Here is a 26,737-nt window from a genome sequence, read left to right on the forward strand (position 1 = left end):
ATCAGCATGACGCCGAGCAGGGCGCCGAGCGCGGCCTCGGTGCGCTGGGCGCGGCGGGCGGCCGGGGCGCGGAAGGACGGCACGGCGTTGGCGACCGCTTCGACGCCGGTCAGCGCCGAGCAGCCGGCGGCGAACGCCTTCAGCAGCAGGAGGGCGCCGACCGCGGTGGCCCCCTCCCCGAGCGCGGAGGCGTGCCCGGCGGCGGAGGCGGTGCTGACCGGGCCGTCGCGGAAGAGACCGACGGCGATCATCGCGAGGATCGACCCGACGAAGAGCGCGGTCGGGACCAGGAACGCCTTGGCGGAATCGACGACCCCCCGGAGGTTCACGGCGGTGACCAGGACCAGGACCGCGAGGCAGATCCAGACCCGCTCACCGTGCAGGCCCGGGAAGGCCGAGGTCAGGGCGGCCACTCCGGCGGTGACGGAGACGGCGACGTTGAGGACGTAGTCGAGGATCAGCGAGGCGGCCGCGACGAGGCCGGTCCTGCGGCCCAGATGTCGCTTGGCGACCGCATAGGACCCTCCGCCGTCGGGAAACGCGGCGATGACCTGCCGGTACGAGGCCACCAGCACCGCCAGGAGCGCGGCGATGGCGAGGGTGACGGGGAGGGTGAAACCCATGCCGTAGGCGCCCGCGGCGGCCAGGACGAGCACGAACGACTCGGGTCCGTACGCCACGGACGCCATCGCGTCGAGCGACAGTGCGGCGAGGCCCTGGACGGCGGTCAACTTGTGGCGGTCCCCGGCTCCGGTGACGCTGGTGTCCGGGGGCTCCTCCTGGCCCGGCTCCTGAGCGACCGCGGTGGGTTTTCCTACGTGCATGGCCATGTCGCCGGTCCCTCCGAATGAGCAAAGTGAGGACAGCGTCGAAGTCGCACGGGGCGACGACCAGCACCCTTGGCGCACTCCATACGTCCGCCCCGCCACTCTTCACGCCTTCCATACGCGCTGGTGGGGGCGATGTCAGGGGTCCGTCAAGAGGCGGCGCCCCGCGTTGCGCCGGCTCGACGGAGGGGCAGGCTTGATCTGGGCGAGCGTGCCCGAATGCGGCAGAAGGAGAAGAATTCCCATGAACGCGGAGAACGTGGTCGGCCTGCTCATCGCCCTCGCGCTGCTCGGCTATCTCGTGGTCGCACTGATCAAGCCCGAGAAGTTCTGAGCGACGCCCTTCGTCACGACCGGCTTTTCCGGACGGGAGGCCTCACATGTCCGGCTGCTTCCACCGGCTCCACGACCCCCTCGCACTGGTTGCGGCCCTCGTGGCCCCCTTCGTCGTCGCGCTCGCGCTCGTGCCCTTCCGTACCGGTCTTTCGGCGACGAACGAGGCGCTGATCATGGTCGTCGTGGTGGTCGCGGTCGCCGCCCTGGGTACGCGGACGGCCGGCGCGCTGGCCGCTCTGTCGGCGGCGGCCTGGTTCGACTTCTTCCTGACCAGGCCCTACCAGCAGTTCACCATCGCGGACGGTGACGAGATCCAGACGGCCGTCCTCCTGCTCGCCGTCGGGCTGATCGTCTCGCAGCTGGCGGTCCGTACCCGCCGGCTCCAAGCGGTCGCGGTCACGGACGCGGCGCACCTGTCGAGCCTCCAGGGAACGGCCCGCCTCGCCGAGGACGGCGGCTCGCCGGAGGCGGTGGTCGAGTACGTGCGCCGGGAGCTGGTGGGCCTGCTGGGGCTGCGGGGCTGCCGCTTCGAGTACGGAACCCTGATGGGACACCTGCCGCGGCTGGAGCACGACGGCAGCGTATGGCTGCGCCGCGGCGGGCGGATCACCGAGTACACCGAGTGGCCGGAGGGCGACACCGAGCTGCGGGCCGTCGGCGGCGGCCACTACTACGGCCGCTTCCTCCTCGACGCGCACCCCGGCCGGCCCCTGCCGCCCGAGGAGGCCCGTCTGGTGGCCGTCGCGCTGGCCGCTCAGGCGGGCGCCGCCCTGGACTCGTCCGGCCTGCCCCACCAGGTCTGATGCCCCGCAGGTGGCATGTGCCGTCAGGGTGGCGTTAAGGGTTCCCGTCCCCCCGTATGGACCCCGTCAAGGCGTCTTAACACCCGGGTGAAACGGACGTCGAGCCGTGGACCACGGCGGGCAGCACCGGCCGGAACCCGGTCACCCGCCCCGAGGACGCCGACGTGGACATGCCGATCGGCGAGAACATGGCCCTGGCCCTGTCCGGGCGGGTGCTGCCCGCCGAGGACCGGCGCGTGCTCGGCGCTTTCGCCGCGCAGGCGGCCGTCGTACTCGACCGCCAGCGCCTGGTCGACGAGGCCGAGGAAGCCCGCCGCCTGATCGAGGGCAATCAGATCCGGACCGCGCTCCTCGCCGCCGTCAGCCACGACCTGCGCACCCCGCTCGCGGGCATCAAGGTCGCCGTCACCTCGCTGCGTTCCACCGATGTGGAATGGTCCGAGGAGGACCGGGGCGACCTCCTGGAAGGCATCGAGGACGGAGCCGACCGCCTCGACCATCTGATCGGCAACCTCCTCGACATGTCCCGTCTCCAGACGGGCACCGTCGTACCGCTCATCCGCGTGACCGATCTCGACGAGGTCGTCCCGATGGCCCTGGCCGGAGTCCCCGAGGACAGTGTGGAACTCGACATCCCCGAGACCCTGCCCATGGTCGCCGTCGACCGAGGCCTCCTGGAACGGTCCGTCGCCAACATCGTCGAGAACGCCGTCAAGTACAACCCGGCCGGCCGGCCCGTCAACGTCTCCGCCAGCGCCCTCGCCGACCGTCTGGAACTGCGCGTCGCCGACCGGGGCCCGGGTGTCCCCGACGAGGCCAAGGACCGGATATTCGAACCGTTCCAGCGGCACGGAGACGCGCCCGCGGGAACCGGGGTCGGTCTCGGGCTGGCGGTCGCCAGGGGCTTCCTGGAGGCGATGGACGGCACCCTCACCGCCGAGGACACTCCCGGCGGCGGCCTGACGATGGTCCTCACCCTCCCCATCGCCGGAGACGCCCGTCCGGTGGCCGGCGAACTCCCGGCCGATGCCACGACGTGACCGGCGGCGGGGCCGGCCGGCCGTCAGCTTCCGGCAGCCGCGCCGAACTCGGTGGTCAGGATGTCGTCGAGGACGCCCAGGCCGCTCCAGTCGCCGTTGACCTGGCCGGTGAGCAGGTGCTTGCCGTCACGGGAGCCCATGGCACAGGTCCACGAGCCGTACGTCGCGCCCGCGTTGCCCCAGACCGTGGCGCCGGACGGCAGTGACCAGGAGAACACGCCCAGTCCGTACCGGGTGCCCGGGATCCACGGGACGGGTCCCGTGGTGTCGACGGTGGTGAACATCTCCCGCTGCTGTCCGGCGGGCAGCAGGTGACCTTGGAGCAGCGCGCCGAAGAAGCGCTGCAGGTCTCCTGTGGTCGAGATGATGCCGCCGGCCGCCCATGCGAAGGACTGGTTCATGTCGGTCGCGTCGTGGATCTCGGGCGGGGCATCGGAGACGAAGAGGGTGGAGTAGTGCCGGGGGTGCGGCCCTCGGATCGTCGGTTCCGTGTCAGGCAGGTAGGTCCCGGTCAGCCCCAGAGGGTGGACGATCCGCCGGGTGAGCGCTTCGGCGAGCGTCCCGCCCGTGACCTTCTCGACGATCAGGGCGGCCAGGAAGTAGTTGGTGTTGGAGTAGAGGAAAGCGTCTCCCGGGGCGAAGGGCGCCGGGGTGGCCAGACCGATCCCGATCAACTGCTCGGGGGCGTAGGTGTCGTAGCGGTGTTGGAACCACGCCGCGCCGATGCCCTTCTTGAAGAACTCCGCGTCGTTGCCGTAGTTGAAGATGCCGCTGGTGTGGTTGAGCAACTGGCGGATGGTGATCGCACGGCCGTCGTAGCCGTTGCCCGCCACCTTCCCGGGCAGCCACTGCTCCAACGTGTCGTCGAGGCTCAGCCGGCCTTCGGCCGCCAGCTGCAGGACGAGCGTGGCGGTGAACGCCTTCGTCGTGCTCCCGATCCGGAACCGCTCGGCCTGCCGGCGTTCCTCCCCGGTCCCGGTGTCGCGGACTCCTGCCGAACCGAACCACGTGCCACGGCCGTCGTGCACTTCGACGACGATGCCGGGAGCGCCGCCCGGGGCGGTGGCGCGGTCCAGTACGTGCTGCATCGCGGAGCGGTCGGGGGTGGCCGCGACGGCCGCTGCGGGGACCGCCGGCGTACCCTCTGCGGTCGCCTCGGGGGAAAAGTGACTGGTCATGTCGGTGTTCCTTTCAGGAGTCCGGGTTCGGTCGGTGAGTCGGCGGGTCGGTGGGTCGGTGGGTCGGATCAGGGAAGGGGCGGCGTCAGCGCGCCAGGTGGGCAGGCTCAGGAATCCCGGTCGGTCGCGCCGTGCCACGCTCGGCCGTTGCACGCTCGGCCGTTGCGCGCTTGGCGGTCACGATCACTCGTGCGGTGGTCCCCGCCGTGAGCAGCAGCACCGCGACGAGGGCGAGGAGGGTGGCGGTGTCCGGATGGATCAGGGACTGTCCGCGCCACGCCTGCCAGGTCACCACCGCGACCAGCCCGGTGTAGCCAAGGGCGGCACTGCCGACCAGGCGGGCCCGTACCTTCTCGTCGCGCAGCCAGACGCGCTCGGCGGCCAGGGCGGCCAGTACCGCGGTGATCAGGAGGAGCACCTGGATGCCGTGCAGGGCGAAGAAGTGCGGTACGCGGAAGTCGCCGCCGGTCACGCTCCAGTTGGTGAGGGGCATGCCGTGACCGTCGGGGTCACCGATGCCGTGGCCCTGGTACATCTGCACGGAGTGGCCGTTGGCGTCGGTCACGGTACGGGAGTGGATCTCGGTGACCATCCAGAAGACCGGCACGACCATGCCGAAGGTGGCGAGCGCGAGACCGGAGCGGATGGCGCGGTTCAGCGCTGCTCCGCCCGTGCGCTGGATCAGGACGACGACGGCGAGGACCAGCTGCGCGATGACGATGACCATCACGCCGAAGGTGAGGAGCGGGACCAGGGCCAGGGTGACCGGGTCGGTCTGGTCCGCGTTGAAGTGGCTGAAGGTGCCGCGCACCGCCTGGGCGGTGATGGCGCCCACCTCCACGGTGGCAGCCACCGCGAAGACGGTTCCCAGCCATCGTCCGAGCCGCCTGCCCCTGGTCAGCTTGGTCAGCAGCCATGCCAGCGTGGCCGCGTAGAGGCCGAAGGCGAAGCCGAACTTGAGCGGCTTGACCCACACCGACTCGTCCAGCAGCGTCCGTCCGTCGACGACGGTACCGGCACCGGAGACGAGCACCAGGCCGAACATGAGGACGGCGCAGACCATCAGCGGCCGGTGCCAGGCACGCACGGGGGCGAGTAAGGACGTCATGGGGGGGCTCCGATCAGGGCGACGAGCAGCCCTCGTCCGGGCCCGCTCGATTCACATCGCTTGTTCACGAATAACTAAAAGCTAAATTGCTTTCACTCTTTCGTCAATCAAAGAATCGGCTCAGCCTGCATTTCTGCAGGTCACAGCAGAAATCTCTTGCAATGACAATGAAGGCGAATGCAAATACAGCCTCATTGGATTTGCAATGAACTGGCCGTGAAAGCAATACTGGCCACCCACGCGGACCCGACACGGAGGCAATGCCGATGCCCGGAGGCAGACTGACCCACCACGAACGGCTTGAGATCGCCGAGGGGTTGGGGGAAGGACTCAGCTACACCGACATCGCCGGGCGCCTGGGCCGGCCCATCTCCACCGTCACCCGGGAGGTGGCCCGCAACGGCGGCCCCGCCGCCTATCGGGCCGACGTGGCCCATCGCGCCACCACGGGCCGCGCCCGCCGCCGCAAGCAGTCCCCGACCGCCTCTCCGGCGGCCTCCCCGACCGCGGGCGACGCACACGGACGCGACCCGGAGGCCGTCCTCGAACTGGAGGAACAGTTCACGGCGATGATGGTCGGTACGGGTCTTCCGCGGATGACCGCCCGAGTACTGACGTGCCTGTACGTCACCGATGGCGGCAGCCTGACCGCCACCGAGCTCGCCCAGCGCCTCCAGGTCAGCCCCGCCTCCGTCTCCAAGGCCGTCGGCGAACTCGAACAGCAGGAGCTCATCAGGCGCGAACGCGACCCCGGCCGGCGGCGTGACCGGTACGTCATCGACGCCGATGCCTGGTTCCGGGGCTGGATGGCGAGCGCCCGGCAGAACGCCATGCTGGCCGACTTCGCCCTGCGCGGTGCCGAGGTACTCGGCACCGCGACACCCGCCGGCACCCGGATGCAGGACATCGGCCACTTCTTCGAGCACGTCGGCCGGACCATGATCCAGGCGGCCGAGGAATGGCGGCAGGCCGATACCGAGAGGCGGAGCACACCCGAGTGAGGCGTTGGAGAACTCCGGCCTGAACACGAGGAGGTCTCACCCCCGCAGACAGCGACACACCAGCACCGGCAAGGACAATGACCGCCATGCGCATCCGCATCGACGCTGTCGACCTGCCCGGCCTCATCTGCCCGCCCGACGCACAAGCCGGCGACGGGGCGGCATACCGCAATGTCCACGTCGCCGTGCAACGCCGAAACCGCCCGGCCGAGCTCCTCGATCCGCAGCCCGGCAACTCCGCCTCCGCGACCTGGACCCTGGAGTGCACCACGACCGCCTCGCCGACAGGCCTCGACGTGAAGGGGCCTTACGTACAAGGCGGTCCGGGTGGCCGGTTCATCTATCTGTCGTGGGGCGCGGTCGACGAAGCAGGTGCCTTCACCATGTTCCGCCGCGCCAAACTCATGCTCGACGCCGTACCCGCCGAGGCGCTCGGTGCCGCCGACCGCAGCGGCCTGCTGGTGGGCAGCCTCGGCCTGACCGACGCGTGTGGCGCACCCCTGTGCGCACGGGTCGTACCCCCGGCCATCACCTGGAGTGCCGCCACGTACGGCGTTCAGTCCGTCGGCTGAGTCGGTTCGGCCGCCTCGGGGGCCGGCTGGGCCCGCCCACCGCCGAAGACCTCGTCGACGAGGCTTTGCGTCGCCTTCTGGAACGCCACGGCCAGGGACAGTTCGGCGTCGTCGACGTAGTTCAGCGCGGCGGTCAGGGTCTTGCTTCCGTCGGGCGTGCTGTACATGAGCGCCCCGTGGCCCGCCATGCCGCCGTTGTGGGTGATGACCGTGCCGCCGTTCTCCCCCAGGTCCTGTACGAACACCCCCAGGCCGTAGCCGGCCTTGGGGTGCGGCGTACACATCGCGGCGAGCAGCGGGGCGGGCAGAAGCCTGCCGCCCAGCAGCGCGGAGATGAACGTGTGCAGGTCCTGCGTGGTCGAGATCATGTCTCCGCCGGTGGAGATCCAGGAGGGGTTCTGGCGGGTGACGTCGACCGTCTCCTGCCGGCCGGCATCCTCGTACCGGTAGTAGCCGTGGGCATGCGGCTCGGGGATCTCCGTGCCGGTGTCCGGCACCACGGTGCCCGACAGCCCGAGCGGCTCCAGGATCAGCCGCCGCATCTCCTCGGCGAGCGAGCGGCCGGTGACCTTCTCGATCAGCAGCCTGGCCAGCACGTAGTTGGTGTTGGAGTAGCTCCAGTCCGTCCCCGGCTCGAACCGCGCCGGCTTGGACAGCGCCAGCCGTACCAGCTCTTCGGGCCGGTAGGTCCTGAACCGGTTGTCCACCCATTCCTGGCCCGCGGTCGTGGCGGGGATGCCCGGTGCGAACGTCTCGTCGTCGTAGTACTCGCCGGTGAAGTTGAACACCCCGCTGGTGTGCTGCAGCAGCATCCGTGCCGTGATCTTCGGGTCCAGTCCGAACTCGGGCAGGTGGTCGGCCACCGGGGCGTCCAGTCGTATCCTGCCCTCGGCCACCAGCTGCAGCACCACGGTCGCGGTGAAGGTCTTGGTGTTGCTGCCTATCCGTACGTGCCCGTTCACCGGCGGCTGGGCGGTCTCGCCCAGCTTGCACACCCCGGCGCTGCCGACCCACTCGCCCCGCTCGTCGTGCACGCGCATCGTCACTCCGGTGAAACCGGCCTCGACCATCTCCTCGATCGCCTTCTGCAGCTCCGGGCGGTCCTGGTCGGTAAGAGTGAAAGACATGGTGGTGTGCTCCTTCGAAGCATTGTGGAAGTCAACTGGACGGACGCGGCGGCCGCGCGCGATGGCCGCTTCTTCAGAGGCTGCGGGCGGTGATGTTGCCGTAGGTGGTCGTGGCGTGGATGTCGAGCCGGGGGGTGCCTTCGGGGTTCCGGAGTGCGTTGTGGATCCGGCCGTAGCCGGTGCCGGCGTCCAGGGCTGCGGAGACCCCGCGGGCGGCGCCGACCGAGATGTCGCCGGCTTCGGTGCGGAGCACGAGCGCGCCGCCCACGGCCTCGGTGATGCGCAGGTCGCCCATCTGGGTGGTGATCTCGGCGGGGCCGTTCAGGCGGCCGACGGAGATGTCGCCGGCGAGGAGGGTGAGGCGGGCACTCGCGGTCTCGTCGAGCTCGACCGCGCCCTGGGCGCCCTCGAAGGCGACGTCGCCGAGCTGTCCGACGCCGCGGAGCTCGGCACTGGCCGCCTTCGCCTCGACGCGGGAGCCGGCAGGCAGCTGGACCGTCACCTCGACGGCCCCGCAGGAGCCGAGGATCCGGTTCTTCGCCGGTTCGGCTTCGATCCGCAGGACGCCGTCGCCGTAGGCGACCGTGGTCCGCTCCGCCGCCTTCACGTCACGGCTGTTCGAAGCGTCCGCGGGCAGGACCTCGACCGTGGTGTCGGCCCGGTCGGCGGCGATGAACCGGATGCGCCCGGCGGGGATGTCGAGGACGGCGGCGATGGGGGTGGAAGTGGCGAACTTCTGCATGATGGTTTCCTTCGGTCCGTTCGTTTCTGATATCGAAAACGCTACGTTGCATTCACGAAATTCTCAACAGACGCGTTGCGCGTGACCGCCATTAACGCAGGTCAAGACCAGGAAATCATTGCAATGATTCTTGAAGTTAACGCAACGATGAGCCCCCAGCTCGTTGCAATGGACTGAAAGTGAATGCCACGCCAGGAGGGCGCGGCCGTCCGACCGCCGACGACCGTCCTCCGCAAGGGCCGCGTCAGAACATGCGTCAGCGGCGGGGCGGGCGGCGGCGACTGGCTCGGCCTGGGCCATCCGCTCAGCTGTCCAGTGCTGCTCGTCCGCGGTCGAGGCCGGGGAAGCAGGGGGCGAGGTGGGGGTGGACGCGGAGGGCGAGGGGGGAGCGGATACCGGTGGTGCGGCCGGAAGCGGACGCTGCGAGGCGGAGGGCGACGCCACCAGGGCAGCGGGGGCGGCGAGTAGCACCGTGCTGGTGCCGAGCGCGAGCGCGGTCAACCATTTTGATCTCAATGACTTGCTTCCCGAGCGCAGTGACGACGCCTGGCATCGCAGCGTGTTGGGGCCTGTTGTGAAACCGCCGACGGGCCGGACGAGGTGATGCCCAGGTCCGGCCCGTCCGCTCGCCTCTACAGGTCGAGCTGATACTGCAGTGTCGTGTGCGTGGGCAGGTAGCCGAGGGTGTCGCTGATGTGTCTCATGTGCGTGTTGCTGTCGGCAGTGTCGGTCAGGAGGCCGCCGAGGTCTGGATAGCGCCCTTGGGCTTGTCGGATCGACTCGGCCTTCATCCAGCGGCCGAGGCCGTGTCCGCGGTGCTCAGGCAGCACGCCGGTGCCGTAGTGCTGGGCATCACCTGTGCCGCCGCCGGGCACGACGAGTTCGGTGAACCCGGCGATCGAGCCGTTGGAGGTGTCGATGGCGACGACGGTGTGCAGGTGGTCGCCGCGCTGTTCGACGGCCTTCGCCGCAGCCCGGACCCGGTCCACGTCCCAGGTCGTGGTGCCGTGGTCGGTGTCCTCCATGGGCATGTCGTCCATGGCGCGGCGTGAGTCGGCGAAGGTCTGGGCGAGATCGTCGGGGACGGTTCCCTGCCAGGACGCCAGCCGGTAGCCGGAATGCGGACGCTCAATGATCTCTGCCAGGGAGGGGATGTCCACATCGGCCAGGGGCAGGCGGGAGTACCTCAGGGTGAGGACCTTGCGGAAGCCGCGGGCCGGCAGGAAGTGGTCGCCGGGCGATCCGGCCCCGGCCTGCGCTACGACGCAGCGCCGGGTGTTGTCCCGGGCGGCGGCCACGGCAGTGTCGAGTAGCCGGGAGCCGACGCCCTTGCGGCGCTCCACGGGATGAACGTGGAGGGTGAGTTCGGCCAAGTGCGCTTGTCCGCCATCGAACAGGCGCAGAAAGGCCGTCCCGACAGGGTTGGCATCGGCGTCGGACGCCAACCATGCAAGGCGTCGGCTGTGCGCCCCGTGAGCGGGGTCGGTCAGTGGGGTGATGCGGAGCGACAAGGTGTCTCCGTCGTGAGGAGGTGGCAAAGGTCAGCACGCGGGCTCAACTGCTGGGCACTCCTGCGCATGTGCTCCACACCTCCTCGTCGACAGTGCCGGTCCGGATCAACATGGACGGCTGGGAGAACGTAGCTGGCCTATCGGTTCCTCGGCAAAGGGTTAACTGAAGGCCGGTACGGCCGTGCGGTCACAGCCACTCATTGATGGCCGCGACCAGCACGGTTGCTTCGCAGCGGACGGCGAGTTTGTCGTACCTCGTGGCCACGGCCCGGTGGCGCTTGAGGCGATTGATCCCGCATTCGACCGCGTGCCTCGCGCGGTAGTCGGCCTTGTCCAACGTCGGCGGCCGGCCGCCGCGGGAGCCGAGCTTCTTACGGTTGCGGACCTGGTCCTTCTTCCCCAGGATCGTGCACCGGGTCCCACGCCGGCACAGGTGGGCACGGTTCTTCCGGAAGCCGTACGCCCTGTCGGCACGCACCCTGTCCGTGCCCTGCGGAGCGGGCGACCACCCCGGCCGTCCTCGGCTTCCTCACCGTCCTCATCCCCTGCGGGGTGACCCTCAGCGTCGAGTTGATCGCCGTCACCTCGGGCTCCGCGCTCGCCGGGGCCGCGGTCATGGCCGGCTTCGTTCTCGGCACCGGTCCGCTCTTCGCCGTGCTCGGATTCTTCCTTCGCTCCGCCGCCAAGCTGTGGCAGGGACGACTCACCCTGGTCACCGCCGTCGTGGTCCTGCTGGTCGCGGTCTGGACCCTCGGATCCGGCCTGCGGCTCGGCGGCTGGTGGCCCACCGCCACGGCTCCTGCCGTCGCAGCGGAAGCCACCGCCGCTCAGGCAGTGGTGACCCACCCGGACGGCAGCCAGACCATCACCGTCCGAGCCCGCACGACGTCGTACACACCGGCGGCGATCACCGCGACGGCCGGAGTGCCCACCACCCTCGTCGTCGCCACCGACCACACCGGCGGCTGCATCCGATCCTTCGTCATCCCCGACCTGGGCATCCAGAAGATCCTCCCCGCCACCGGCACCACCACCATCGACCTCGGGAACCACGCGCCCGGCCGCCTCGACTACACCTGTGGCATGGGCATGTACGGCGGCCAGATCACCTTCCGGCAGCCCGCCGCCCAGGACCCCCGGACCACCGCCACCCAGGAGACGACCTCGTGACCATCCGCATGGAATTCGCGGTCACCGGCATGCACTGCAACAGCTGTGGCCTGCTCATCGACGACGAGGTCGAAGAACTCCCCGGCGTCACCTCCAGTAGCACCGATGTGCGCAAAGAACGCACGGTGGTCGAACTGACCGGCCCGCTCCCGGCAGAGCGAATCGTCGAGGCCATCGCGGAAGCCGGATACACCGCCACCCCGCTGGCCTGACCCTCCACGGCCGTGGTGTCCCGACCGCAGGGTCCGGGACACGAGGGCCCGGGGCCGGGCAGGCCGGGGGGCAGCTTCCGTTGCTGGGAGTGAGCCGGCCGAACGGTGCCGTGCCCGCGTTCAGCAGCCACGGGGCCATCGCCCCCCTCCGGGAGCCGGTCCGTCGGCTCAGGGCTTCGGCTTCGCGTCGATCTCGGCGATCAGACCCTCGATGAGGCCCTTGATCTCGTCGCGGATGGGACGGACGGCCTCGACGCCCTGGCCGGCCGGGTCCTCAAGCTGCCAGTCGAGGTAGGTCTTGCCGGGGAAGTACGGGCAGGCGTCGCCGCAGCCCATGGTGATGATGTAGTCCGACGCCTGGGCGGCCTCGGGGGTGAGGACCTTCGGCTTCTGGTCGGAGATGTCGATGCCCAGCTCGGCCATCGCGGCCACGGCGGAGGGGTTGATCCGGTCACCGGGGACGGAGCCCGCGGAGCGCACCTCGACGCGGTCTCCGGCGAGGTGGCGCAGGAATCCGGCGGCCATCTGCGAGCGGCCGGCGTTGTGGATGCAGACGAACAGCACGGACGCGACAGGACTGGAGGACATCGTTCTTCCTTGGGGTGAGGTCAGCTGCGGGGCCGGCCGGTGACGACGGGACAGGCACCGCCGCAACCCGTCGTGATCGCGATGCCGACGGCCTGGACGACGTGGGGATCGACCACGGTGGTGGGTTCGGTGCCCGCGGGCTCCAAGAGATCAGCCCAGGCTGGTATCAGTATCGAGTGTTGTGACAGTATCAGTCCATGATGACGTCAGTCGACACTGAACTGATCCGGGTACTGGCCGACCCGCTCAGGCTCCAGATCGTGACCCTCCTCGCCAAGGAGACGCTCTGCACCACCCATCTCGTGGAGGAGACGGGTGCCAAGCAGACGAACCTCTCGAACCACCTGAAGGTCCTGCGCGAGGCCGGGGTCGTGGACACGGAGCCATGCGGGCGGTACGTCTACTACCGCCTGCGCCCGGAAGTCATCGAGGCCATCGCCGGCCAGTTCGCCGAACTCGCTCAGACCGCCCGCGCCACCACCGAAGCGAACCTCAAGCGGTCCTGCCCATAGCCCGCTTTTCGCCTCACCTGCCCGAGGAGAACCGTTGTCCGTCACCGAGCCCGTCGGCGCCACCCCCGCAGCGGCGTCCGGCATAGCCGCCGACGCGCCCCGACCCGCGCCCGGCGCGACCCCGCCCCAGAACCCGTTGATCGCCCGCGCCGCCGCCGAGCTCGTCGGCACCGCGGCGCTCGTGGCGGTGGTGGTCGGCTCCGGCATCCAGGCCACCGAGCTCACCCAGGACGTGGGCTTGCAACTGCTGGCCAACTCCACGGCCACCGTCTTCGGCCTCGGCGTACTGATCGCCCTCCTCGGCCCGGTGTCCGGCGCCCACTTCAACCCGGCCGTCACCCTGGCCGAGTGGTGGACCGCCCGGCGCGGGGGCGCCGGTGTCACCGCTCGCGAGCTGGCCGTGTACGTGCCCTCGCAGATCGTCGGCGCGATCGCGGGCGCCATCCTCGCCGACGCGATGTTCGGCGAACCCCTGGTGAAGTGGTCCACCCACGACCGCTCCGCCGGGAACCTCCTCCTCGGCGAGGTCGTCGCCACGGCCGGCCTGATCCTGCTGATCTTCGGCCTGGCCCGCACCGACCGCCTGCGCTTCGCACCCGTCGCCGTCGCCTCGTACATCGGCGCCGCCTACTGGTTCACCTCCTCCACCTCCTTCGCCAACCCGGCGGTGACGATCGGCCGCGCGTTCACCGACACCTTCGCGGGCATCGCCCCCGCCTCGGTCCCGGGCTTCATCGGCGCCCAACTCGCCGGTGTCATCGTCGGCCTGGCCCTGGTGGCGGTCATCTTCATGCGCGGCAAGGCGGCGACCGCCGGAGCCCCCGCGGCATGACGCAGCGCACGGACGTGGTGGTGATCGGCGGCGGTCAGGCAGGGCTCGCCGCCGGATACCACCTGCGCCGCCTGGGGATCGAGTTCGTCATCCTCGACGCTCAGGCGGCACCGGGCGGAGCGTGGCAGCACACCTGGGGCTCGCTCCGCCTGTTCTCCCCGGCCGCGTACTCCTCGCTGCCCGGTCGGCTCATGCCCGTCCAGCCCGGCGAGGTCCATCCGGACGCACAGCACGTGGTGTCGTACCTCGCCGACTACGAGAAGCGGTACGAGCTTCCCGTCCGGCGCGGCGTGCGGGTCGATGCCGTCCACCGGGACGGCGCCTTCCTCCGGGTCGAAACCGACTGCGGCGCCTGGCAGGCCCGGGCCGTCATCAGCGCCACCGGCACGTGGACCCGACCCTTCCTGCCCGCCGTCCCGGGCCGCCGCGACTTCGCCGGCCGCCGGCTCCACACGGTGCAGTACCGCAGCCCCGAGGAGTTCGCCGGACAGCGCGTGATCGTCGTGGGTGGCGGGAACTCCGGCGCGCAGATCGCCGCCGACCTCGCGGGTACGGCCGACCTGACCTGGGTCGCCCAGCGCCCCCCGCGCTATCTGCCGGACGAGATCGACGGCCGCGCGCTCTTCGACGCCGCGACCGCCCGCCGCCAGGCCCTGGACGCCGGCCGCACGGACACCGGTGGTGTCGCCTCGCTCGGCGACATCGTCGCCGTCCCGCCCGTACGCGCCGCCCGCGACGCCGGACTCCTCACCGCCGCGCCCATGTTCAGCCGCCTCACCGTGGACGGTGTCACCTGGGCCGACGGGACGAGCGCTCAGGCCGACGCGATCATCTGGTGCACCGGCTTCCGCCCGGACCTGGCCCATTTCGCCTCGCTCCGCCTACGCGGCACCCGGGGCCACATCGCCACGATCGGCACCCGTGCGGTGGACGAACCCCGCCTGCACCTCCTGGGTTACGGCGACTGGACCGGCCCCGCCTCCGCCACCCTCATCGGCGTCGGCCGCCCCGCGCGCGAAGCCGCCCGCGAGATCGCCGAGCTCATCCGGGCCTGACCTTCAAGTCGACTTGAAGGTATACGTTCGGTGTGTGACCAGAGCGAGGAACCGGACGGTCCAACGCCGTCCTGGTCAGTCATGACCTGGGAGGACAGCGGGATGCGGATCACGATCCTTACGGTTCCGGATTGCCCGAACGCACCGGTCGTTCGCGACCGGATCACCGAAGCGCTGGACGGTCGCGGGGCGCAGGTGGAGGTCGTCGAGGTGCGGGATGAAGCGGAGGCCGCCCGGTGGGGAATGACGGGCTCGCCGACGGTGCTGCTCGATGGCATCGATCCGTTCGCGTCGGCCGGTGCTCCCGCGAGCGTGTCCTGCCGCCTCTACAGAGACACAGCTGGGCGCGCTGACGGCGCTCCGAGCGTCCAGGCCCTGCGCCAGGCGCTGCCCGGCGCGGACGTGCTGCCCGCTGCGGCCGCCCTTGAGTGTTGAGAGGTCGCACCGGCGATGAAGCCGAATGGGAGCCGGCGGCTGCGGCGGTGATGACCCTGCGGCCACGTGTGCTGCGACCTGAACCCCTTTGCGAGTCGGGCCTCAGCAGAGTTGCGGCAGCGGGAGCACCCGGACGTGCGCGGGCAGACCGTCGGCCAGGGCCGCGCCATCGAGATCGGCCGGGAAGCGTTCGGACCGCTCTTCCGGATCGGCTGACCGGCTGGGGCACGGAGGCCCGATCCTTCGGTGGGGCGCGCCGCCGAAACCAGCGCGCCCTACACGCCGGCTGCGCGGGTCAGGAGCTGGGCCATCGCCGCGAGGACCGCCGGCTCCACCCGGTAGTAGACCCAGGTGCCGCGCCGCTCGGAGGAGAGCAGTCCGGCTTCCTTGAGCTTCTTCAGGTGATGGGAGACGGTCGGCTGGGAGACGCCCACGTCGGAGATGTCGCAGACGCAGGCCTCGCCGCCCTCGTGCGAAGCCACCGCGGAGAAGAGCCGCAGGCGCACGGGATCACCCAGGGCCTTGAACATCGTGGCCGTGCGCTCCGCCTCGTCCGCGGTCAGCGGGCGCTCGGTGAGCGGCGGGCAGCACGGCACGACGGCGTCCGGCTCCAGCAGCGGCAACACGTTCACATTCGACATGTGTCTATGTTGACACATGTCGAAGTAGTGAGCCAGGGCGCCTCGGCTTCGGAGGCCGGCGCCACCCGGCACCTATGCCGCCGCCAGTCCGACGCGACCTGCTCCGACATGACACGTGGACGCGCCCCACCAAACGATCCACAAATTCGATGAATGTCTATGTTGACGTTCATCGAATCAAGTGCCACGCTGGTCACACAAGACATCGACAGATATCGAAACACGAGGAGTCGACCGTGAACGCGCCTGCCGACATCGAGCTGCCCATCGTCGTCATCGGAGCCGGCCCCATCGGCCTGGCCGCCGCCGCACACCTCGTCGACCAGGGCATCGAGCCCCTGGTCCTGGAGGCCGGACCGGTCGCAGGCAGCGCCGTGCGGGACTGGAGCCACGTACGGCTGTTCTCCACCTGGGGCGAGGTCGTCGACCCGGCCGCGGAGAAGCTCCTGGCCCCCACCGGCTGGGTCAAGCCCGACGAGGCCGCGTACCCGACCGGCGGCGACTGGGCCGCGCGGTACCTGCAGCCGCTGGCCGCCGTCCTGGGCGAACGCGTCCGCGTCGGCGCCCGCGTCACCGGCGTCTCCCGCCTCGGCCGTGACCGGGTCGTGGACGCCGACCGCGAGACCCAGCCCTTCACCGTTCACGTCGCGCACACCGACGGCACGGAGGAACGCCTGACGGCCCGCGCCGTCATCGACGCCTCCGGCACCTGGTCCACCCCCAGCCCGATCGGTGGTGACGGCCTGCCCGCCCTCGGTGAACGCTCCGCGGCCGACCGGATCTCGTACCGCGTCCCGGATCTGCAGGACCCGGCCGTCCGCGCCCGCTACACGGGCAAGCGCACCGCGGTCATCGGCTCCGGTGCCTCCGCGTTCACCGCGCTCGCCTACCTGGCCGACCTCGCGAAGGACGAGCCCGGTACCCACACCACCTGGATCCTGCGGCGCGGCATCAGCGGCTCCACCTTCGGGGGCGGCGAAGCCGACCAGCTGCCCGCCCGCGGCGCCCTCGGTCTCGCCGCCAAGGCCGCCGTCGACCACGGCTACGCCGACGCCGTCACCGGCTTCCGCACCACCGCCGTGGAGAAGACCGGCGACCGGCTCGTCCTCGTCGCCGAGGACGGCCGCCGCCTGGACCCGGTCGACGAGGTCATCGTCCTCACCGGCTTCCGCCCCGACCTCACCTTCCTCGACGAGCTCCGCCTCCGCCTCGACGAGCGCCTCCAGGCCCCGACCGGACTCGCCCCTCTGATCGACCCCAACCAGCACTCCTGCGGAACCGTCTACCCGCACGGCGTCAACGAGCTCGCCCACCCGGAGAAGGACGTCTACCTCGTCGGAATGAAGTCCTACGGCCGCGCCCCGACCTTCCTGGCCATGACCGGCTACGAGCAGGTCCGTTCCATCGCCGCCGCACTCGCCGGCGACATGGAGGCAGCCGAACGCGTCGAGCTCACCCTTCCCGAGACCGGCGTCTGCGGTGGTGCGGGTCTCTTCGACGAGCCCGAGGCCGCCGAGGCGACCGGTGGTGGCTGCTGCGCGGCGCCCGCCACCCTCACCATCGGCGCCCCCGCCCCCTCCGGCGGCTGCTGACCAGCGAAGTGACGAACCTTCCCCGCGGCGCGCGGCCACGATCGCGTGCCGCGCGGTCCGCGGGCAGGTCACCAGGCGACGTGGCGGTAGTCCTTGAGCAGGACGCCGTGGATGGGACTGCCGGCCTGCCCCTGCACGATGGGGTGGTAGATGCGCGCAGCCCCGTCGATGACGTCCAGGGGCGGACGCCACCCCGTGGCTGCGTGCCGCTCCCGGGCGGGCAACGGCTTCTCGTCGGTGACCCAGCCGGTGTCCACGCTGCAGGTGTGGATGCCTCGGGCTGCCAGGTCCGTCGCGCTGGTACGGGTGAGCATGTTGAGTGCGGCCTTGGCCATGTTGGTGTGCGGGTGACCGCTGGTCTTGTTGCGGGCGGCGAACTGGCCCTCGACTGCGGAGACGTTGATCAGGTAGCGGCGCGGGTGCGGCGACGCCTCCAGCAGGGGCAGCAGGCGGTCGGCGAGGAGGAACGGTGCGACGGCGTTGACCAGCTGGACTTCGAGGAGTTCGGCCGGTTCGACCTGGCCGAGCCGCAGGGTCCAGGAGTTGCTGTCGCCCGTCTCCTGCAGGAGCCCCGCCTCGTCGGTGCGCTCCTGTGGGTCCGGGTCCGCGGCGAGGGCGCCTCCGGTCGCACTGCGGAAGCCGGTCAGGGCGCCGGACGCCCGGGGACGCGCGGCGAGTTCCGCCGTCAGAGGGAGTGCTGCGGCGTTCGATCCGGGAACGGTGAATCCGGGGGCGGTCCAGATCTCCGGCGCGGTGGAGGGCTCGGCCCTCCCGACGGCGGCGGCCTCTGCCGCCACCAGCGCGCGGTACGCCCGGGGGGACCGGTGCAGTGTCTGGGCCGCGTTGTTGACCAGGATGTCCAGGGGTGCGGCCTGGCCGAGCAGTCGGTCGGTGAGGGCGAGTACCTGGCGGGGGTCCCGCAGGTCCAGCGCGGCTATCCGCAGCCGGTGCCACCAGTCGGCGGCGCCCGGCGCCGCGGCGAAGCGGCTCGCGGCGTCCTGGGGGAAGCGGGTGGTGACGGTGAGTTCGGCTCCGTCGCGCAGCAGCATCAGGGCCAGGTGGAAGCCGATCTTGACCCGCCCGCCGGTCAGCAGTGCACGCCGGCCGGTGAGATCGGTCCGGGCGGTGCGCCGGGTGAGGTTCTCGTCCGCGCAGCCGGGGCACAGCTGGCCGTAGAAGTGGTGGACCTGCCGGTAGTGGTTCTTGCAGACGTAGCAGCGTTGGGGGCGGTTGAGCAGTCTGGGCGGCCCGTCGCCGTCCGGTGCGCGGCCCGGCGGCCGCCGGGTCACCGCACCGGGACCGCTGTGCTCCTGGACGTACTCGTCCACGGACAGGCCCGATCGGTGCGGGGTCTCGGCCGCCAGTGGTGCGTCCATGATCCGGTCGGGCGCTCCGGTCGCGGTGGTGGCCAGCACCTTCGCGTCGGCCGCCGCCCGGACGGCCCGTCTCGCGGCACGCCGACGGCGCCTCCCGTCCCGGACGAGGTCGCTGGCCGCCTGTTCCAGCAGGCGGCGCCGCTCGTCCTCCAGCGGCAGCCGGCATGCCTGGTCCAGCAGGTCCAGGCCGGCTCGTATCGCTTCGTTCTCCATGGGATACCCCTCCGTGTGGTGTGTCGTCGGCGGCTGTCCGGCCGCCGGGCGCCCGCAGCAACGGGCAGGGCCTGTCGGGCCGTTCAGCGGCGGAACCGGAGCGCCTGGAAGCGTCCGTGGGTGCGCATCACGACCGGGGCGCCGGCAGGGCGTCGAGGGCCGCGCGGAGCGACTGTTCGTACTGAGGGCGGGAAAAGGCCAGGGGGCCGAGGGAGTCGTAGTTCCAGTCCCGGGAATTGTTGCGGAAGCCCGACCACGTCACGGTGGTGTCCGTGACCGTGATGTGCGCCGTCAACGCCCAGCAGTCGTCAATTCCGCACGTGCACGACAACAGCAGCATTTCTCCCCGCCCGGTGCCGTGGGGCACGCGGTCGGGTTCGCCGCCGAGCAGGTGCCGGGCGGAGAGGGGAGCCGGATATGTGTACGCGCCGGCGAGCAGCGGAGAAGGGTCCGGTGCGAACTCGGCGGCCCGCTCCTCCTGTTCTGCGAGCGCATCGGGAAGCTCCGCCCTGCGTACCAGTTCCAGGAACGGAACCCCATCCACCAGGAATTCCAGCACAAAGGGCGCTTCGCCCCGGCCTTGGCCCCCGCAGGAGTAGGGAGCCACACGAAATTCGATCGAATGCATGCCGGTCACAGTAGCCGGTGATCGAACCGGCGTGCGGGGCGCGCAAGCGGTCCGCCGAGTTGAGTACCGGCTACTCATGCAGACCACCCGGCAGCCGTGCTCAACTGCGGCGGGGCGTCGATTCGTCCCGGACCTGGAAGACGAGGCAGCAGGGGGAACAGGTCATGCAGGAACTGCCCGCCGAAGCGGGACACACCAGACTGGTCCAGGTCCATTTCGAAGACCTGGATCCCATGGGAATGGTGCACAACTCGCGTCATGCACTCTTCGTCGAACGAGCCATCGGGGCCTATTGGCAAGAACAGGGCTGGAGCATGGATCCTGATCGCTCACGTTATCGCGACACCCATCTCGTCGTGCGTGAATTCCTTGTCACATACGAGGAGCCGATTCGGGGCACGGAGGACGTGGGCGTGCGGTTCCGGATATCACGGCTCGGCCGCACCAGCGTGGTGTACGAGTTCCAGGTGAGATCCGGAGACGGCCGTTGTGTTCATGCCCACGGCCATCGGGTGCAGGTCCGGGTGGACCCGGAGACGCTGCAGCCCCTCGCCTTCAGCGACGAGCTGCGGGAAACCGCGCATGGTCTCATGCACGGGCTCGAAGCTGATCGACTGCCGCCCTCACCTGCGCGACGAAGCTAGGGCTTGTGCCGCAAACGATCTCCGAGTCGAGCCGGCGCGGCGGCGGTGGGGCGTGACGAGCCCGGTGCCCGGGTAGCCGCCGTCGTTTCCATGGTGGCTGATCCCTCCAGCCGGTGCGGGTGAGGTCCGGAGGCGAAGTCGAGGATGTCCCGGACCGCTTCGTGCAAGGTGCTGAAGTGGCGATGCACGCCGTCCACCGCTGCGGGGGTGTTGACCCCCCACACCGTCATGCCGGCACGCAGCCCCGACTGCACCCCGGAGGGGGCGTCCTCGATGACCAGGCAGTCCTCCGGTTGGGCACCGAGCCGCGCGGCTGCCTGCAGATACGGCACCGGCGATGGCTTGCCTTCCTCCACGGCAGCCGCGTCCACGAGGACCTCCGGGACCGGCAAGCCCGTCCGTGCGAAACGTCCGCGCACCCGGTGCTCATAGTTCGAGGTCACCAGAGCCCAGGCCCCGGGCTGCAGAGCGTTCAGCAGCTCCGTGGCACCGTCGAAAGCCGTGTAGGCGCCGGTCCGGACGTCCTCGTCCTCCAGCTCGTGCAGTACGGCCAGGCACTTTCGAGGGTCCTGGTCCGGAGCGACCTGCGCAAAGGTCTCCATCGGCCTCGTCCGTAGCGCCACTCGGTAGACCTCATCAGGGTCCAGCCCGTACCGCTCCGCCCACGTTCGCCAGACAAGGCGCTGATTGTCCACGGCATCGATCAACGTGCCATCGACATCGAACAGGACAAACCTCATCGCGCCGGGCCGGCCAGGTTCACTGATCACGTGTCGATCTTGCCATCTGACTCTGAGCGGGAAGTTCGCGGGACAAGCCTTGGCTCACCTCGTCGTTCGGGACACGCTGCTGTTGACTCACCGCGGTCACGAGGGTGGAGGAGATGTGGGCCAGGTCGGGGTCTGCAGCGATGAAGAACGTTTCGACTCCGGCCAGTTCGTGGTTCATGCGGGCCATCGGCATTTCGTAGTCCAGGTCGGCAGCGCCACGGACTCCGCGGATGACGACGTCGATGCCGGCTCGGCGGCAGTAGTCGACCAGCAGGCCGCCGGTGTGGGAGTCGACCGTGACGTTGCTCAGGTCGGCCGCTGCCGTGCGGAGCCGGTCCAGCCGTTCGGTGATGGGGAAGCGGCCGGTCTTGTTCGCATTGAACATCACGCAGACGACGACCTCGTCGAACAGAAGGGCGGCGCGGCGGAGAACGTCCTGGTGCCCTTGAGTGACCGGGTCGAAGGATCCTGGGAAGAGGGCTCGCATGTCCGGAAAGAATAACAAGCGGCCGGTCCCGGTGGTGAAGTGGCAGGCCGCCCCGCGCCGGGCGACGAAGTCGGCCGCAGGTCCCGGCCGGGCGGTAAGTCGGTTGCGGCCGCAGGCCGGCCCCTGACACGGTGCGGGTCCCGTCCCTGACACGAGGTTCGTATGACGATCTACTTCCACGGTGCCGGAGAGGTTCCCTACGGCTGCTTCTCCAACTTCTCCGCACACGGCGTGGATCTCGACGGACACTGGTGGCCGACCACGGAACACTACTTCCAGGCACAGAAGTTCTCCGGCACCCGCCATGCCGAACTCATCCGCCGGGCCGGCACCCCGCTGCGCGCGGCGGAGCTGGGCCGCGACCGGGCCAAGCCGGTGCGGCGGGACTGGGAACGGGTGAAGGACGACGTGATGCGCCGCGCCGTGGCGGCCAAGTTCCGCACACACGCCGACATCGGCGCGATCCTGCTGGCCACGGGAGACGAGGAGATCGTCGAGGACACGACGTCCGACCACTACTGGGGACGCGGCCGGAGGGGGACCGGAAGGAACATGCTCGGCCGGATCCTGATGCGCACGCGCAGCCATCTCCTTGCCTGATCTCGTCCGGCCCGGCCGACGCGGCCTGCACTGCCGGCCGCGGGCCGCCGCACCGGTACCGGCCACGGCGGCCAGCAGCAGGCCGCCGACGGCGCACAGACTGCCCAGCCGGTGACGCGAAACGAATCGTCCGGGCCGCCCGGCGTTCATGCGGCTGGACGAACAATGGTGGTTTCACCTGGATCCTTCCGGTCGCCACCGACGGGGATGCGGGAGGTCTCCGGCGCGAAGGCCTACGGGCAGGTGCTGCACCGTGCCGCCGGTGGCGTCACGCTCTCGGCGGACCGGCCGGTGCTGTTGACCGGAAGGGTGAGGGCGACGTCCGCGGGCCGGACGCAGATCCGTGCCCGGGTGGCTGCGGGGGACGTGCTGGGCGAGGCCGCGGAGGCCGTGGTGTCGACGCCGGTCACGGCGGCGGGCGCGGCGCCGTCGGCGGCTGTCCCCCGCGCCGTGCGCCAGGCCACCCGGCAGGCCGCTGCGGGGGTGGCACCGCAGAAGGCCGGACTGGGCCGGAAGGCACAGCGGTTCACCCCGGTCACGCAGGCCCCGTCCGCGGCACGGGCGGCGCGGGCCGGGGGAACCGCGGACGGCGGGCCGGGGCCGGGGCCGGGGAGGTCCTGCATCTCCGGCGGCTGGGAGTACCTCGACAGGAGCGGCAGCTCGCACGCGAGCATGAACGTCGACGTGAAGGCGTTCGACGCCGATGCATCGGGCGAGTCCCTGCTGGCGGTCGGGTCACAGTTCAACACCGTCCGGAACGGGTGGTCCGTGATGGCCGTCCGGCCCGCCGGCACCGACTACGACCTGCGGCTGTTCGACGACAGCGTTCAGGCGACCAGCCTGGGTGACAGCAACGCGGCGGGTTCGTCCGAGGTCGACTTCGTCGCCGTCGACTCCGGTTCCGGTCGCCGCGCACTCGGCGACTACTACCCGCGGGTGCCGTCACCGGGGCCGGGTACGGCTGCGTACCGGGCCGAGTTCGCCGAGGCGCCCGCCGATCCGCTCGTACGGGAGGTGACCCGCACGGTGTCTATGGCACCGGACGACGTCGCCGCCGTGTTCAACGTCGCGCTGACCGGTGAGCGGGTGCGGCTCACGCTGACCCCGGAGAACCCCACCCAGGACGGGGAGCTCTACGCGATGTGCTCCACCGCGGACGCGGCGCGACCGAGACGGTCACCTTCGAAGCGACGGGCAGTTGCGCCGTCGTCGTGATCAACAAGGCCGGGAAGGGCACGTACCGGGCCCTCCTCCACGTCGTCGCTCCGACGTCGTAGGCGGGGGCGGGCGGATCCGGATGCCACCTCATCCGGGCCCGCCCGCCGCGCAGGTCCGCCTCACTGAAAGCCGAAGCGCCTGACCTCCGGACCACCGACAGGCTGTACGCGCATGCACTGTTGGCGAGGGTCTGGCGCACACGGGGACCCTGGGCGCTCTGGCCCACACGCGAGGTGATCCCACGGCGGGTGAGCATTGGGCTGCCCGTGCGGTAAGGATCCGAACTCGCCTTCATGGGCCTGATCACATCCTGACCGCTCTCGACACGGCGGCCCGGGCAGCGCTGCTGGAGGGTGCGGCCGCCCGGACGCGGCTGCGCGTGCCTGGAACGGTCGCTCACCATCTTTCGCGACACCTGTGGCTCGGAGCACTACGAGGTCGCAGTCACGGTGCACAACATCGCAGCACTGCAGCACCGGCGCGGAGACCTGGCCTCCGCCGCGCCGAACTACCTGAGCGCCTTGAGCCTGAAGGAACGGTTGCTCGGCACCGGTCACCCGGACCTCGCGACGACGCTGGCCAATCTGGGGGCACTCCACGAAGCACACAGCGAGACGTGTGCAACCCCATGGCCTCGGCGTATTCGTGGCTTGAGCGGGTTACCCCGATATGTGCTGGCGGTGGTCTGGATGCGGAGCAGTCGCGGGCTTCCCTGGGTGTCGATGTGAGGGGCCACGGTGGGGTTGATCGCCCGCCATTACCCCGGGTTCCCTGAGCGGGTCTTCGCGCGGGGCGCACCATCAATACGGTGGCGGTGGGAGAGGGTGAGTTGCTTGGATCGGAGCATGGAGAACTCGATCTGGGACGCGTTGCTGCCGGTGGTCCGGGAAGAGGTGGACGAGCTGATCAGGAGTACTCGGCGGCTTCACGCGGTGAAGCTCATCCGGGAGGCCCACCCCGGGCCGCGTCCTCAGCTGTCCGACGCCGTGGAGGTGATGAGCGAGCGCGCGGCAGAGCTGCGGTGCTGACCCGGGTGCCGGGGCCCTGTGCAGCGAGTCCGCGGGTCCAGCTGCGACGCAGAACCCCGCTGGAGTCCGGATGGTGACTATCCGACTGGCAGGGCTTCAGCGTTCTCGTGTGGGGCCCGGTTCGTGGCGATCTGTCGGCTTGGTGGGGCGCCGGTACGTGGCAGGCGCGGGCTTCCAAGATCATGGAGTTCTCGACGCCCCGTGATCCGACTGGAGGACCGTGCCTGCCGACGCATCATCGCCGATACTGCCTGCCTTAGACCAACTCCGCCGGCATCCCGAGGCCGTGCCCGAGGAGATCCCGGGCCTGCTGGAGCGACTGGCTGAGGTGCACGACCCCGGGACCCGCGCGGTGTGCGGCACGCCCTGGTCGCCGTGCTCGCGCTGACCGCGTGCGCGGTTCTGGCCGGGGCGACCTCCCTGCTGGCGGTTGGCGAGTGGATCGCTGACGCCCCGTCCTGTGTCCTGGGGCGCCTTGGCATACGGCCCGATCCGCTGTTCCCAAAGCGGTGCACGCCTACGGAAACGACGGTACGGCGGCTGCTGGGCCGCATCGACGGCGACGTGTTGGACCGGGCAGTGGGCGGCTGGCTGGCCGACCGGTGCCCCGGCATCGACGGCCGGATGCGCGCACTGGCGGTCGACGGCAAGAGCCTGCGCGGAGCAGGCAGGGCCAAGGGTCGGAAGGTTCACCTGCTCGCCGCATGCGACCCCGTCCGCGGCTTGGTCCTGGCACTTGGTCCTGGCCCAGCTCGACGTGGGCGAGAAGACCAATGAGATCACTGCTTCCGGCCGCTACTGGAGACCCTCACCGACCTAGGACGAGTAAGTCCGAAGTCTTCGCGCGCATGAAGCGAGGGTCTCGTTGGTTCGTGTGTGACGACAAACCTCAAGACCCTCGCGACTGCACTCTACGTGAGGATCGATGACTCTCTGACAGGAACGCGGCGGTCGGGACGCCCGCCCAGGCTGACGGATGCCGAGCTGTTGACGCTCGCGGTCATGCAGGCCGTCCTCGGCTTCGCCTCCGAAACGCGCTGGCTGCGGTTCGCCCGCTCCCATCTGGCCGCCGAGTTCCCCTACCTCCCCGGGCAGTCCGGCTACAACAAGCGCCTGCGGGCCGCGAACACGCTGATCAGCCGGTTCATCCGCACCCTCGCCCGGGACACCGACCTGTGGCACGACGATGTGTGGATCGTGGACTCCACACCCGTGGAATGCGCCCGCTCCCGCCCCGCCGTCAAACGCTCCAATCTCGCCGGCTGGGCCGGCTACGGCTACTGCCCCTCGCACTCACGGTTCTTCTGGGGCCTGCGTCTGCACCTGCTCTGCACACCCGGCGGCCTGCCGATCGCCTGGGCCCTGACCAGCCCCAAGGCCGACGAGCGTGACGTCCTGACCGACATGCTCACCGGCGACCAGGACCTGCTGACCACGCACCCCGGGCAGACGGTCATCGGCGACAAGGGCTACGTCTCCAAACACCTGGACGCCTTCATGGCCGGCCACGGCCTGACCCTGCTGCGGCCCAGCTACCGCAACCGCAAGCCACGGCCGGGCGAGCACCTGCTCAAACCGATCCGACAGCTCATCGAGTCGGTCAACGACACCCTCAAAGGCCAACTCGACCTCGAACGCCACGGAGCCAGAAGCCCAGCCGGGGTCCTGGCCCGCGTCGGACAACGCATCCTGGCCCTGACCGCAGCCATCTGGAAAAGGAGAGCAGTGCCTCTGACCTGGGACGATTGGACTTGTCTAGGGTCCTGGTCGTCGTCAAGAAAGCTGCACTCCTCAGGTGAAGAAGAGTATCGGGTCGTACCCGCGTGTCCGTGTCGAGGGTGGTGGCCGCGGAGTGGTCTCGCAGGCCGGGTCGGTGCTGCTGGTGGAGACGGTCCGCAAGACCGGGCTGGATCAGGCGATATCGGCGGCCCTGGCGCCGTGGCGGAAGTCGCGGGCGGTGCACGATCCGGGGAAGATCCTGCTGGATGTGGCCCTCGCGGTCGCGCTCGGTGGGGACTGTCTGGCCGATGTGGGCATGCTGCGGGCCGAGCTGGGCGTGTTCGGGCCGGTGGCCTCCGATCCGACGGTCTCCCGGCTCATCGACACCCTCGCCGGGGCCGGGCCGAAGACCCTGACCGCAATCCGGGCCGCGCGGGCCGAAGTCCGCGAACACGTCTGGAAGGTGGCCGGTGCCGCCGCCCCGGATGCCGGCGGGCAGGTGACCGTGGACATCGACGGCGTGCTCGTGCTGGCGCACTCCGAGAAGCAGGGCGCCACCGCGACCTGGAAGAAGACCTTCGGACACCACCCTTTGATGGGGTTCGTCGACCATGGCAGCGCAGGCAGCGGCGAGCCGGTCGCGGGGCTGGCGCTGGCCCAGCTGCCGAAGCAGTATCGGCGCGGACGGCAGACACAGTGCCCACAAGTCGTCGTCCACGATCCACGGCCGAGTACTCACACCACCACGAACGGCCGAATCATCGCACCGGTT

At 70.3% G+C, this 26,737-nt stretch carries 30 protein-coding genes and 3 pseudogenes; 20 read left to right on the forward strand and 13 right to left on the reverse strand.

Translation table 11 applies throughout. The annotated features are described in order from the left end of the window. Nucleotides 1-830: APC family permease (locus tag ACZ4YL_RS39095; RefSeq protein WP_468123073.1), on the reverse strand; the 830-nt coding region annotated here is incomplete at its 3' end. A 241-nt stretch (nt 831-1,071) separates the two neighbouring features. Between ACZ4YL_RS39095 and kdpF the strand changes: the two genes are divergently transcribed. The 3 genes and pseudogenes from kdpF to ACZ4YL_RS39110 all read left to right on the forward strand — a co-directional run. After that, complete coding sequence (gene kdpF / locus ACZ4YL_RS39100) at nt 1,072-1,161, forward strand: K(+)-transporting ATPase subunit F (RefSeq protein ID WP_326592844.1); 90 nt, start codon at nt 1,072-1,074, stop codon at nt 1,159-1,161. Nucleotides 1,162-1,207: 46 nt separating this feature from the next. Continuing rightward, the gene (locus ACZ4YL_RS39105; protein WP_468123074.1) at nt 1,208-1,966 is read left to right on the forward strand and encodes a DUF4118 domain-containing protein; all 759 of its coding nucleotides are present in this window, start codon (nt 1,208-1,210) and stop codon (nt 1,964-1,966) included. Nucleotides 1,967-2,058: 92 nt separating this feature from the next. Continuing rightward, nucleotides 2,059-3,006 (forward strand): annotated as a pseudogene (locus ACZ4YL_RS39110) (sensor histidine kinase); the annotation flags it as partial. Nucleotides 3,007-3,029: 23 nt separating this feature from the next. On the opposite strand, the gene ACZ4YL_RS39115 reads toward ACZ4YL_RS39110, so the two are convergent. Together ACZ4YL_RS39115 and ACZ4YL_RS39120 are read right to left on the reverse strand one after the other, a co-directional pair. Next, nucleotides 3,030-4,184, reverse strand: coding sequence for a serine hydrolase domain-containing protein (locus ACZ4YL_RS39115; protein WP_468123075.1), 1,155 nt, complete (start codon nt 4,182-4,184; stop codon nt 3,030-3,032). 85 nt (nt 4,185-4,269) lie between these two features. Next, complete coding sequence (locus ACZ4YL_RS39120) at nt 4,270-5,292, reverse strand: hypothetical protein (RefSeq protein ID WP_468123076.1); 1,023 nt, start codon at nt 5,290-5,292, stop codon at nt 4,270-4,272. Nucleotides 5,293-5,558: 266 nt separating this feature from the next. Here ACZ4YL_RS39120 and ACZ4YL_RS39125 point away from each other — a divergent pair, with 266 nt between their 5' ends. Then, nucleotides 5,559-6,293: a GbsR/MarR family transcriptional regulator gene (locus tag ACZ4YL_RS39125; RefSeq protein WP_468123077.1), complete on the forward strand. Its 735-nt coding sequence runs from the start codon at nt 5,559-5,561 to the stop codon at nt 6,291-6,293. A gap of 86 nt (nt 6,294-6,379) precedes the next feature. Then, nucleotides 6,380-6,865: a DUF5990 family protein gene (locus ACZ4YL_RS39130; protein WP_468123079.1), complete on the forward strand. Its 486-nt coding sequence runs from the start codon at nt 6,380-6,382 to the stop codon at nt 6,863-6,865. Here ACZ4YL_RS39130 and ACZ4YL_RS39135 read toward each other — a convergent pair. The 4 genes from ACZ4YL_RS39135 to ACZ4YL_RS39150 form a co-directional block, all read right to left on the reverse strand. Further along, complete coding sequence (locus tag ACZ4YL_RS39135) at nt 6,850-7,992, reverse strand: serine hydrolase domain-containing protein (protein ID WP_468123080.1); 1,143 nt, start codon at nt 7,990-7,992, stop codon at nt 6,850-6,852. The genes ACZ4YL_RS39130 and ACZ4YL_RS39135 overlap by 16 nt on opposite strands. A 73-nt stretch (nt 7,993-8,065) precedes the next feature. Next, a complete protein-coding gene (locus ACZ4YL_RS39140) occupies nt 8,066-8,734 on the reverse strand; it encodes a DUF4097 family beta strand repeat-containing protein (protein ID WP_468123082.1) in 669 nt (222 codons plus the stop codon). Nucleotides 8,735-9,366: 632 nt separating this feature from the next. Next, nucleotides 9,367-10,245: a GNAT family N-acetyltransferase gene (locus ACZ4YL_RS39145; RefSeq protein ID WP_468123083.1), complete on the reverse strand. Its 879-nt coding sequence runs from the start codon at nt 10,243-10,245 to the stop codon at nt 9,367-9,369. 187 nt (nt 10,246-10,432) lie between these two features. Continuing rightward, nucleotides 10,433-10,723 carry a hypothetical protein gene (locus ACZ4YL_RS39150; protein ID WP_468123084.1) on the reverse strand — a complete coding sequence of 97 codons (291 nt, stop codon included), beginning with the start codon at nt 10,721-10,723 and terminating at the stop codon, nt 10,433-10,435. A gap of 74 nt (nt 10,724-10,797) precedes the next feature. On the opposite strand from ACZ4YL_RS39150, the gene ACZ4YL_RS39155 reads away from it, so the two are divergent. Both ACZ4YL_RS39155 and ACZ4YL_RS39160 read left to right on the forward strand, forming a co-directional pair. Further along, a complete protein-coding gene (locus ACZ4YL_RS39155; protein ID WP_468123085.1) occupies nt 10,798-11,415 on the forward strand; it encodes a cupredoxin domain-containing protein in 618 nt (205 codons plus the stop codon). Then, nucleotides 11,412-11,627, forward strand: coding sequence for a heavy-metal-associated domain-containing protein (locus tag ACZ4YL_RS39160; RefSeq protein WP_468123087.1), 216 nt, complete (start codon nt 11,412-11,414; stop codon nt 11,625-11,627). The genes ACZ4YL_RS39155 and ACZ4YL_RS39160 overlap by 4 nt, the downstream gene beginning before the upstream one ends. 168 nt (nt 11,628-11,795) lie before the next feature. On the opposite strand, the gene ACZ4YL_RS39165 is transcribed toward ACZ4YL_RS39160, so the two are convergent. Continuing rightward, nucleotides 11,796-12,215 (reverse strand): arsenate reductase ArsC, encoded by a 420-nt coding sequence (locus tag ACZ4YL_RS39165; protein ID WP_468123088.1) that lies wholly within the window; start codon nt 12,213-12,215, stop codon nt 11,796-11,798. 197 nt (nt 12,216-12,412) lie between these two features. Between ACZ4YL_RS39165 and ACZ4YL_RS39170 the strand changes: the two genes are divergently transcribed. The 4 genes from ACZ4YL_RS39170 (at nt 12,413) to ACZ4YL_RS39185 (ending at nt 15,049) form a co-directional block, all read left to right on the forward strand. Continuing rightward, nucleotides 12,413-12,727, forward strand: a complete 315-nt coding sequence (locus tag ACZ4YL_RS39170; protein ID WP_468123090.1) for an ArsR/SmtB family transcription factor — start codon at nt 12,413-12,415, stop codon at nt 12,725-12,727. Between the two features lie 34 nt (nt 12,728-12,761). Then, entirely contained in the window at nt 12,762-13,559 is a 798-nt protein-coding gene (locus ACZ4YL_RS39175; protein WP_468123091.1) for an aquaporin, read from the forward strand. After that, entirely contained in the window at nt 13,556-14,614 is a 1,059-nt protein-coding gene (locus ACZ4YL_RS39180) for an ArsO family NAD(P)H-dependent flavin-containing monooxygenase (RefSeq protein ID WP_468123093.1), read from the forward strand. Before ACZ4YL_RS39175 ends, ACZ4YL_RS39180 begins: the two co-directional genes overlap by 4 nt. A gap of 102 nt (nt 14,615-14,716) precedes the next feature. Further along, on the forward strand, nt 14,717-15,049 hold the full coding sequence (locus tag ACZ4YL_RS39185) for a thioredoxin family protein (RefSeq protein ID WP_468123094.1): 333 nt from the start codon (nt 14,717-14,719) through the stop codon (nt 15,047-15,049). A gap of 275 nt (nt 15,050-15,324) precedes the next feature. Here ACZ4YL_RS39185 and ACZ4YL_RS39190 read toward each other — a convergent pair whose 3' ends face one another. Continuing rightward, nucleotides 15,325-15,690, reverse strand: a complete 366-nt coding sequence (locus ACZ4YL_RS39190) for an ArsR/SmtB family transcription factor (protein ID WP_468123096.1) — start codon at nt 15,688-15,690, stop codon at nt 15,325-15,327. A gap of 236 nt (nt 15,691-15,926) precedes the next feature. Between ACZ4YL_RS39190 and ACZ4YL_RS39195 the strand changes: the two genes are divergently transcribed. Next, nucleotides 15,927-17,282 carry an NAD(P)-binding domain-containing protein gene (locus ACZ4YL_RS39195; protein ID WP_468123097.1) on the forward strand — a complete coding sequence of 452 codons (1,356 nt, stop codon included), beginning with the start codon at nt 15,927-15,929 and terminating at the stop codon, nt 17,280-17,282. A 68-nt stretch (nt 17,283-17,350) separates the two neighbouring features. On the opposite strand, the gene ACZ4YL_RS39200 is transcribed toward ACZ4YL_RS39195, so the two are convergent. Together ACZ4YL_RS39200 and ACZ4YL_RS39205 are read right to left on the reverse strand one after the other, a co-directional pair. Then, nucleotides 17,351-18,871 carry an SDR family oxidoreductase gene (locus ACZ4YL_RS39200; protein WP_468123098.1) on the reverse strand — a complete coding sequence of 507 codons (1,521 nt, stop codon included), beginning with the start codon at nt 18,869-18,871 and terminating at the stop codon, nt 17,351-17,353. Nucleotides 18,872-18,998: 127 nt separating this feature from the next. Beyond that, on the reverse strand, nt 18,999-19,415 hold the full coding sequence (locus ACZ4YL_RS39205; RefSeq protein WP_468123100.1) for a hypothetical protein: 417 nt from the start codon (nt 19,413-19,415) through the stop codon (nt 18,999-19,001). 248 nt (nt 19,416-19,663) lie between these two features. Here ACZ4YL_RS39205 and ACZ4YL_RS39210 point away from each other — a divergent pair, with 248 nt between their 5' ends. After that, nucleotides 19,664-20,143 (forward strand): acyl-CoA thioesterase, encoded by a 480-nt coding sequence (locus ACZ4YL_RS39210; protein ID WP_468123102.1) that lies wholly within the window; start codon nt 19,664-19,666, stop codon nt 20,141-20,143. Here the strand turns inward: ACZ4YL_RS39210 and ACZ4YL_RS39215 are convergent. Next, on the reverse strand, nt 20,140-20,913 hold the full coding sequence (locus ACZ4YL_RS39215; protein WP_468123103.1) for an HAD family hydrolase: 774 nt from the start codon (nt 20,911-20,913) through the stop codon (nt 20,140-20,142). The genes ACZ4YL_RS39210 and ACZ4YL_RS39215 overlap by 4 nt on opposite strands. Then, nucleotides 20,903-21,400: a pantetheine-phosphate adenylyltransferase gene (coaD, locus tag ACZ4YL_RS39220; protein WP_468123105.1), complete on the reverse strand. Its 498-nt coding sequence runs from the start codon at nt 21,398-21,400 to the stop codon at nt 20,903-20,905. The genes ACZ4YL_RS39215 and coaD overlap by 11 nt, the downstream gene beginning before the upstream one ends. A gap of 162 nt (nt 21,401-21,562) precedes the next feature. Between coaD and ACZ4YL_RS39225 the strand changes: the two genes are divergently transcribed. From ACZ4YL_RS39225 to ACZ4YL_RS39255, 7 genes and pseudogenes are all read left to right on the forward strand, one after another. Next, the gene (locus tag ACZ4YL_RS39225) at nt 21,563-22,000 is read left to right on the forward strand and encodes an NADAR family protein (protein WP_468123106.1); all 438 of its coding nucleotides are present in this window, start codon (nt 21,563-21,565) and stop codon (nt 21,998-22,000) included. Between the two features lie 207 nt (nt 22,001-22,207). Then, nucleotides 22,208-23,215: a hypothetical protein gene (locus ACZ4YL_RS39230; protein WP_468123108.1), complete on the forward strand. Its 1,008-nt coding sequence runs from the start codon at nt 22,208-22,210 to the stop codon at nt 23,213-23,215. 356 nt (nt 23,216-23,571) lie between these two features. After that, nucleotides 23,572-23,946, forward strand: a complete 375-nt coding sequence (locus tag ACZ4YL_RS39235) for a tetratricopeptide repeat protein (protein ID WP_468123109.1) — start codon at nt 23,572-23,574, stop codon at nt 23,944-23,946. A gap of 117 nt (nt 23,947-24,063) precedes the next feature. Next, the gene (locus ACZ4YL_RS39240) at nt 24,064-24,246 is read left to right on the forward strand and encodes a hypothetical protein (RefSeq protein ID WP_468123111.1); all 183 of its coding nucleotides are present in this window, start codon (nt 24,064-24,066) and stop codon (nt 24,244-24,246) included. A 375-nt stretch (nt 24,247-24,621) separates the two neighbouring features. Further along, nucleotides 24,622-25,023: a transposase family protein gene (locus ACZ4YL_RS39245; RefSeq protein ID WP_468123146.1), complete on the forward strand. Its 402-nt coding sequence runs from the start codon at nt 24,622-24,624 to the stop codon at nt 25,021-25,023. A 99-nt stretch (nt 25,024-25,122) separates the two neighbouring features. After that, nucleotides 25,123-25,959: pseudogene (locus ACZ4YL_RS39250) on the forward strand (IS982 family transposase); the annotation flags it as partial. Between the two features lie 82 nt (nt 25,960-26,041). Next, a pseudogene (locus ACZ4YL_RS39255) lies at nt 26,042-26,659 on the forward strand (transposase); the annotation flags it as partial. Nucleotides 26,660-26,737: the final 78 nt, after the last annotated feature.

It is taken from the genome of Streptomyces sp. NPDC030021, from assembly GCF_055574035.1.

Bases quoted from the DNA above. Each gene is read 5' to 3' on its own strand.
- ACZ4YL_RS39210 (WP_468123102.1), top strand. From the start codon at position 19,664: ATGCAGGAACTGCCCGCCGAAGCGGGACACACCAGACTGGTCCAGGTC.
- ACZ4YL_RS39125 (WP_468123077.1), top strand. From the start codon at position 5,559: ATGCCCGGAGGCAGACTGACCCACCACGAACGGCTTGAGATCGCCGAG.
- ACZ4YL_RS39115 (WP_468123075.1), bottom strand. From the start codon at position 4,184: ATGACCAGTCACTTTTCCCCCGAGGCGACCGCAGAGGGTACGCCGGCG.
- ACZ4YL_RS39200 (WP_468123098.1), bottom strand. From the start codon at position 18,871: ATGGAGAACGAAGCGATACGAGCCGGCCTGGACCTGCTGGACCAGGCA.
- ACZ4YL_RS39185 (WP_468123094.1), top strand. From the start codon at position 14,717: ATGCGGATCACGATCCTTACGGTTCCGGATTGCCCGAACGCACCGGTC.
- ACZ4YL_RS39170 (WP_468123090.1), top strand. From the start codon at position 12,413: ATGATGACGTCAGTCGACACTGAACTGATCCGGGTACTGGCCGACCCG.
- ACZ4YL_RS39130 (WP_468123079.1), top strand. From the start codon at position 6,380: ATGCGCATCCGCATCGACGCTGTCGACCTGCCCGGCCTCATCTGCCCG.
- kdpF (WP_326592844.1), top strand. From the start codon at position 1,072: ATGAACGCGGAGAACGTGGTCGGCCTGCTCATCGCCCTCGCGCTGCTC.
- ACZ4YL_RS39140 (WP_468123082.1), bottom strand. From the start codon at position 8,734: ATGCAGAAGTTCGCCACTTCCACCCCCATCGCCGCCGTCCTCGACATC.
- ACZ4YL_RS39165 (WP_468123088.1), bottom strand. From the start codon at position 12,215: ATGTCCTCCAGTCCTGTCGCGTCCGTGCTGTTCGTCTGCATCCACAAC.
- ACZ4YL_RS39230 (WP_468123108.1), top strand. From the start codon at position 22,208: ATGCGGGAGGTCTCCGGCGCGAAGGCCTACGGGCAGGTGCTGCACCGT.
- ACZ4YL_RS39180 (WP_468123093.1), top strand. From the start codon at position 13,556: ATGACGCAGCGCACGGACGTGGTGGTGATCGGCGGCGGTCAGGCAGGG.
- ACZ4YL_RS39225 (WP_468123106.1), top strand. From the start codon at position 21,563: ATGACGATCTACTTCCACGGTGCCGGAGAGGTTCCCTACGGCTGCTTC.
- ACZ4YL_RS39105 (WP_468123074.1), top strand. From the start codon at position 1,208: ATGTCCGGCTGCTTCCACCGGCTCCACGACCCCCTCGCACTGGTTGCG.
- ACZ4YL_RS39135 (WP_468123080.1), bottom strand. From the start codon at position 7,992: ATGTCTTTCACTCTTACCGACCAGGACCGCCCGGAGCTGCAGAAGGCG.
- coaD (WP_468123105.1), bottom strand. From the start codon at position 21,400: ATGCGAGCCCTCTTCCCAGGATCCTTCGACCCGGTCACTCAAGGGCAC.
- ACZ4YL_RS39190 (WP_468123096.1), bottom strand. From the start codon at position 15,690: ATGTCGAATGTGAACGTGTTGCCGCTGCTGGAGCCGGACGCCGTCGTG.
- ACZ4YL_RS39120 (WP_468123076.1), bottom strand. From the start codon at position 5,292: ATGACGTCCTTACTCGCCCCCGTGCGTGCCTGGCACCGGCCGCTGATG.
- ACZ4YL_RS39240 (WP_468123111.1), top strand. From the start codon at position 24,064: ATGGAGAACTCGATCTGGGACGCGTTGCTGCCGGTGGTCCGGGAAGAG.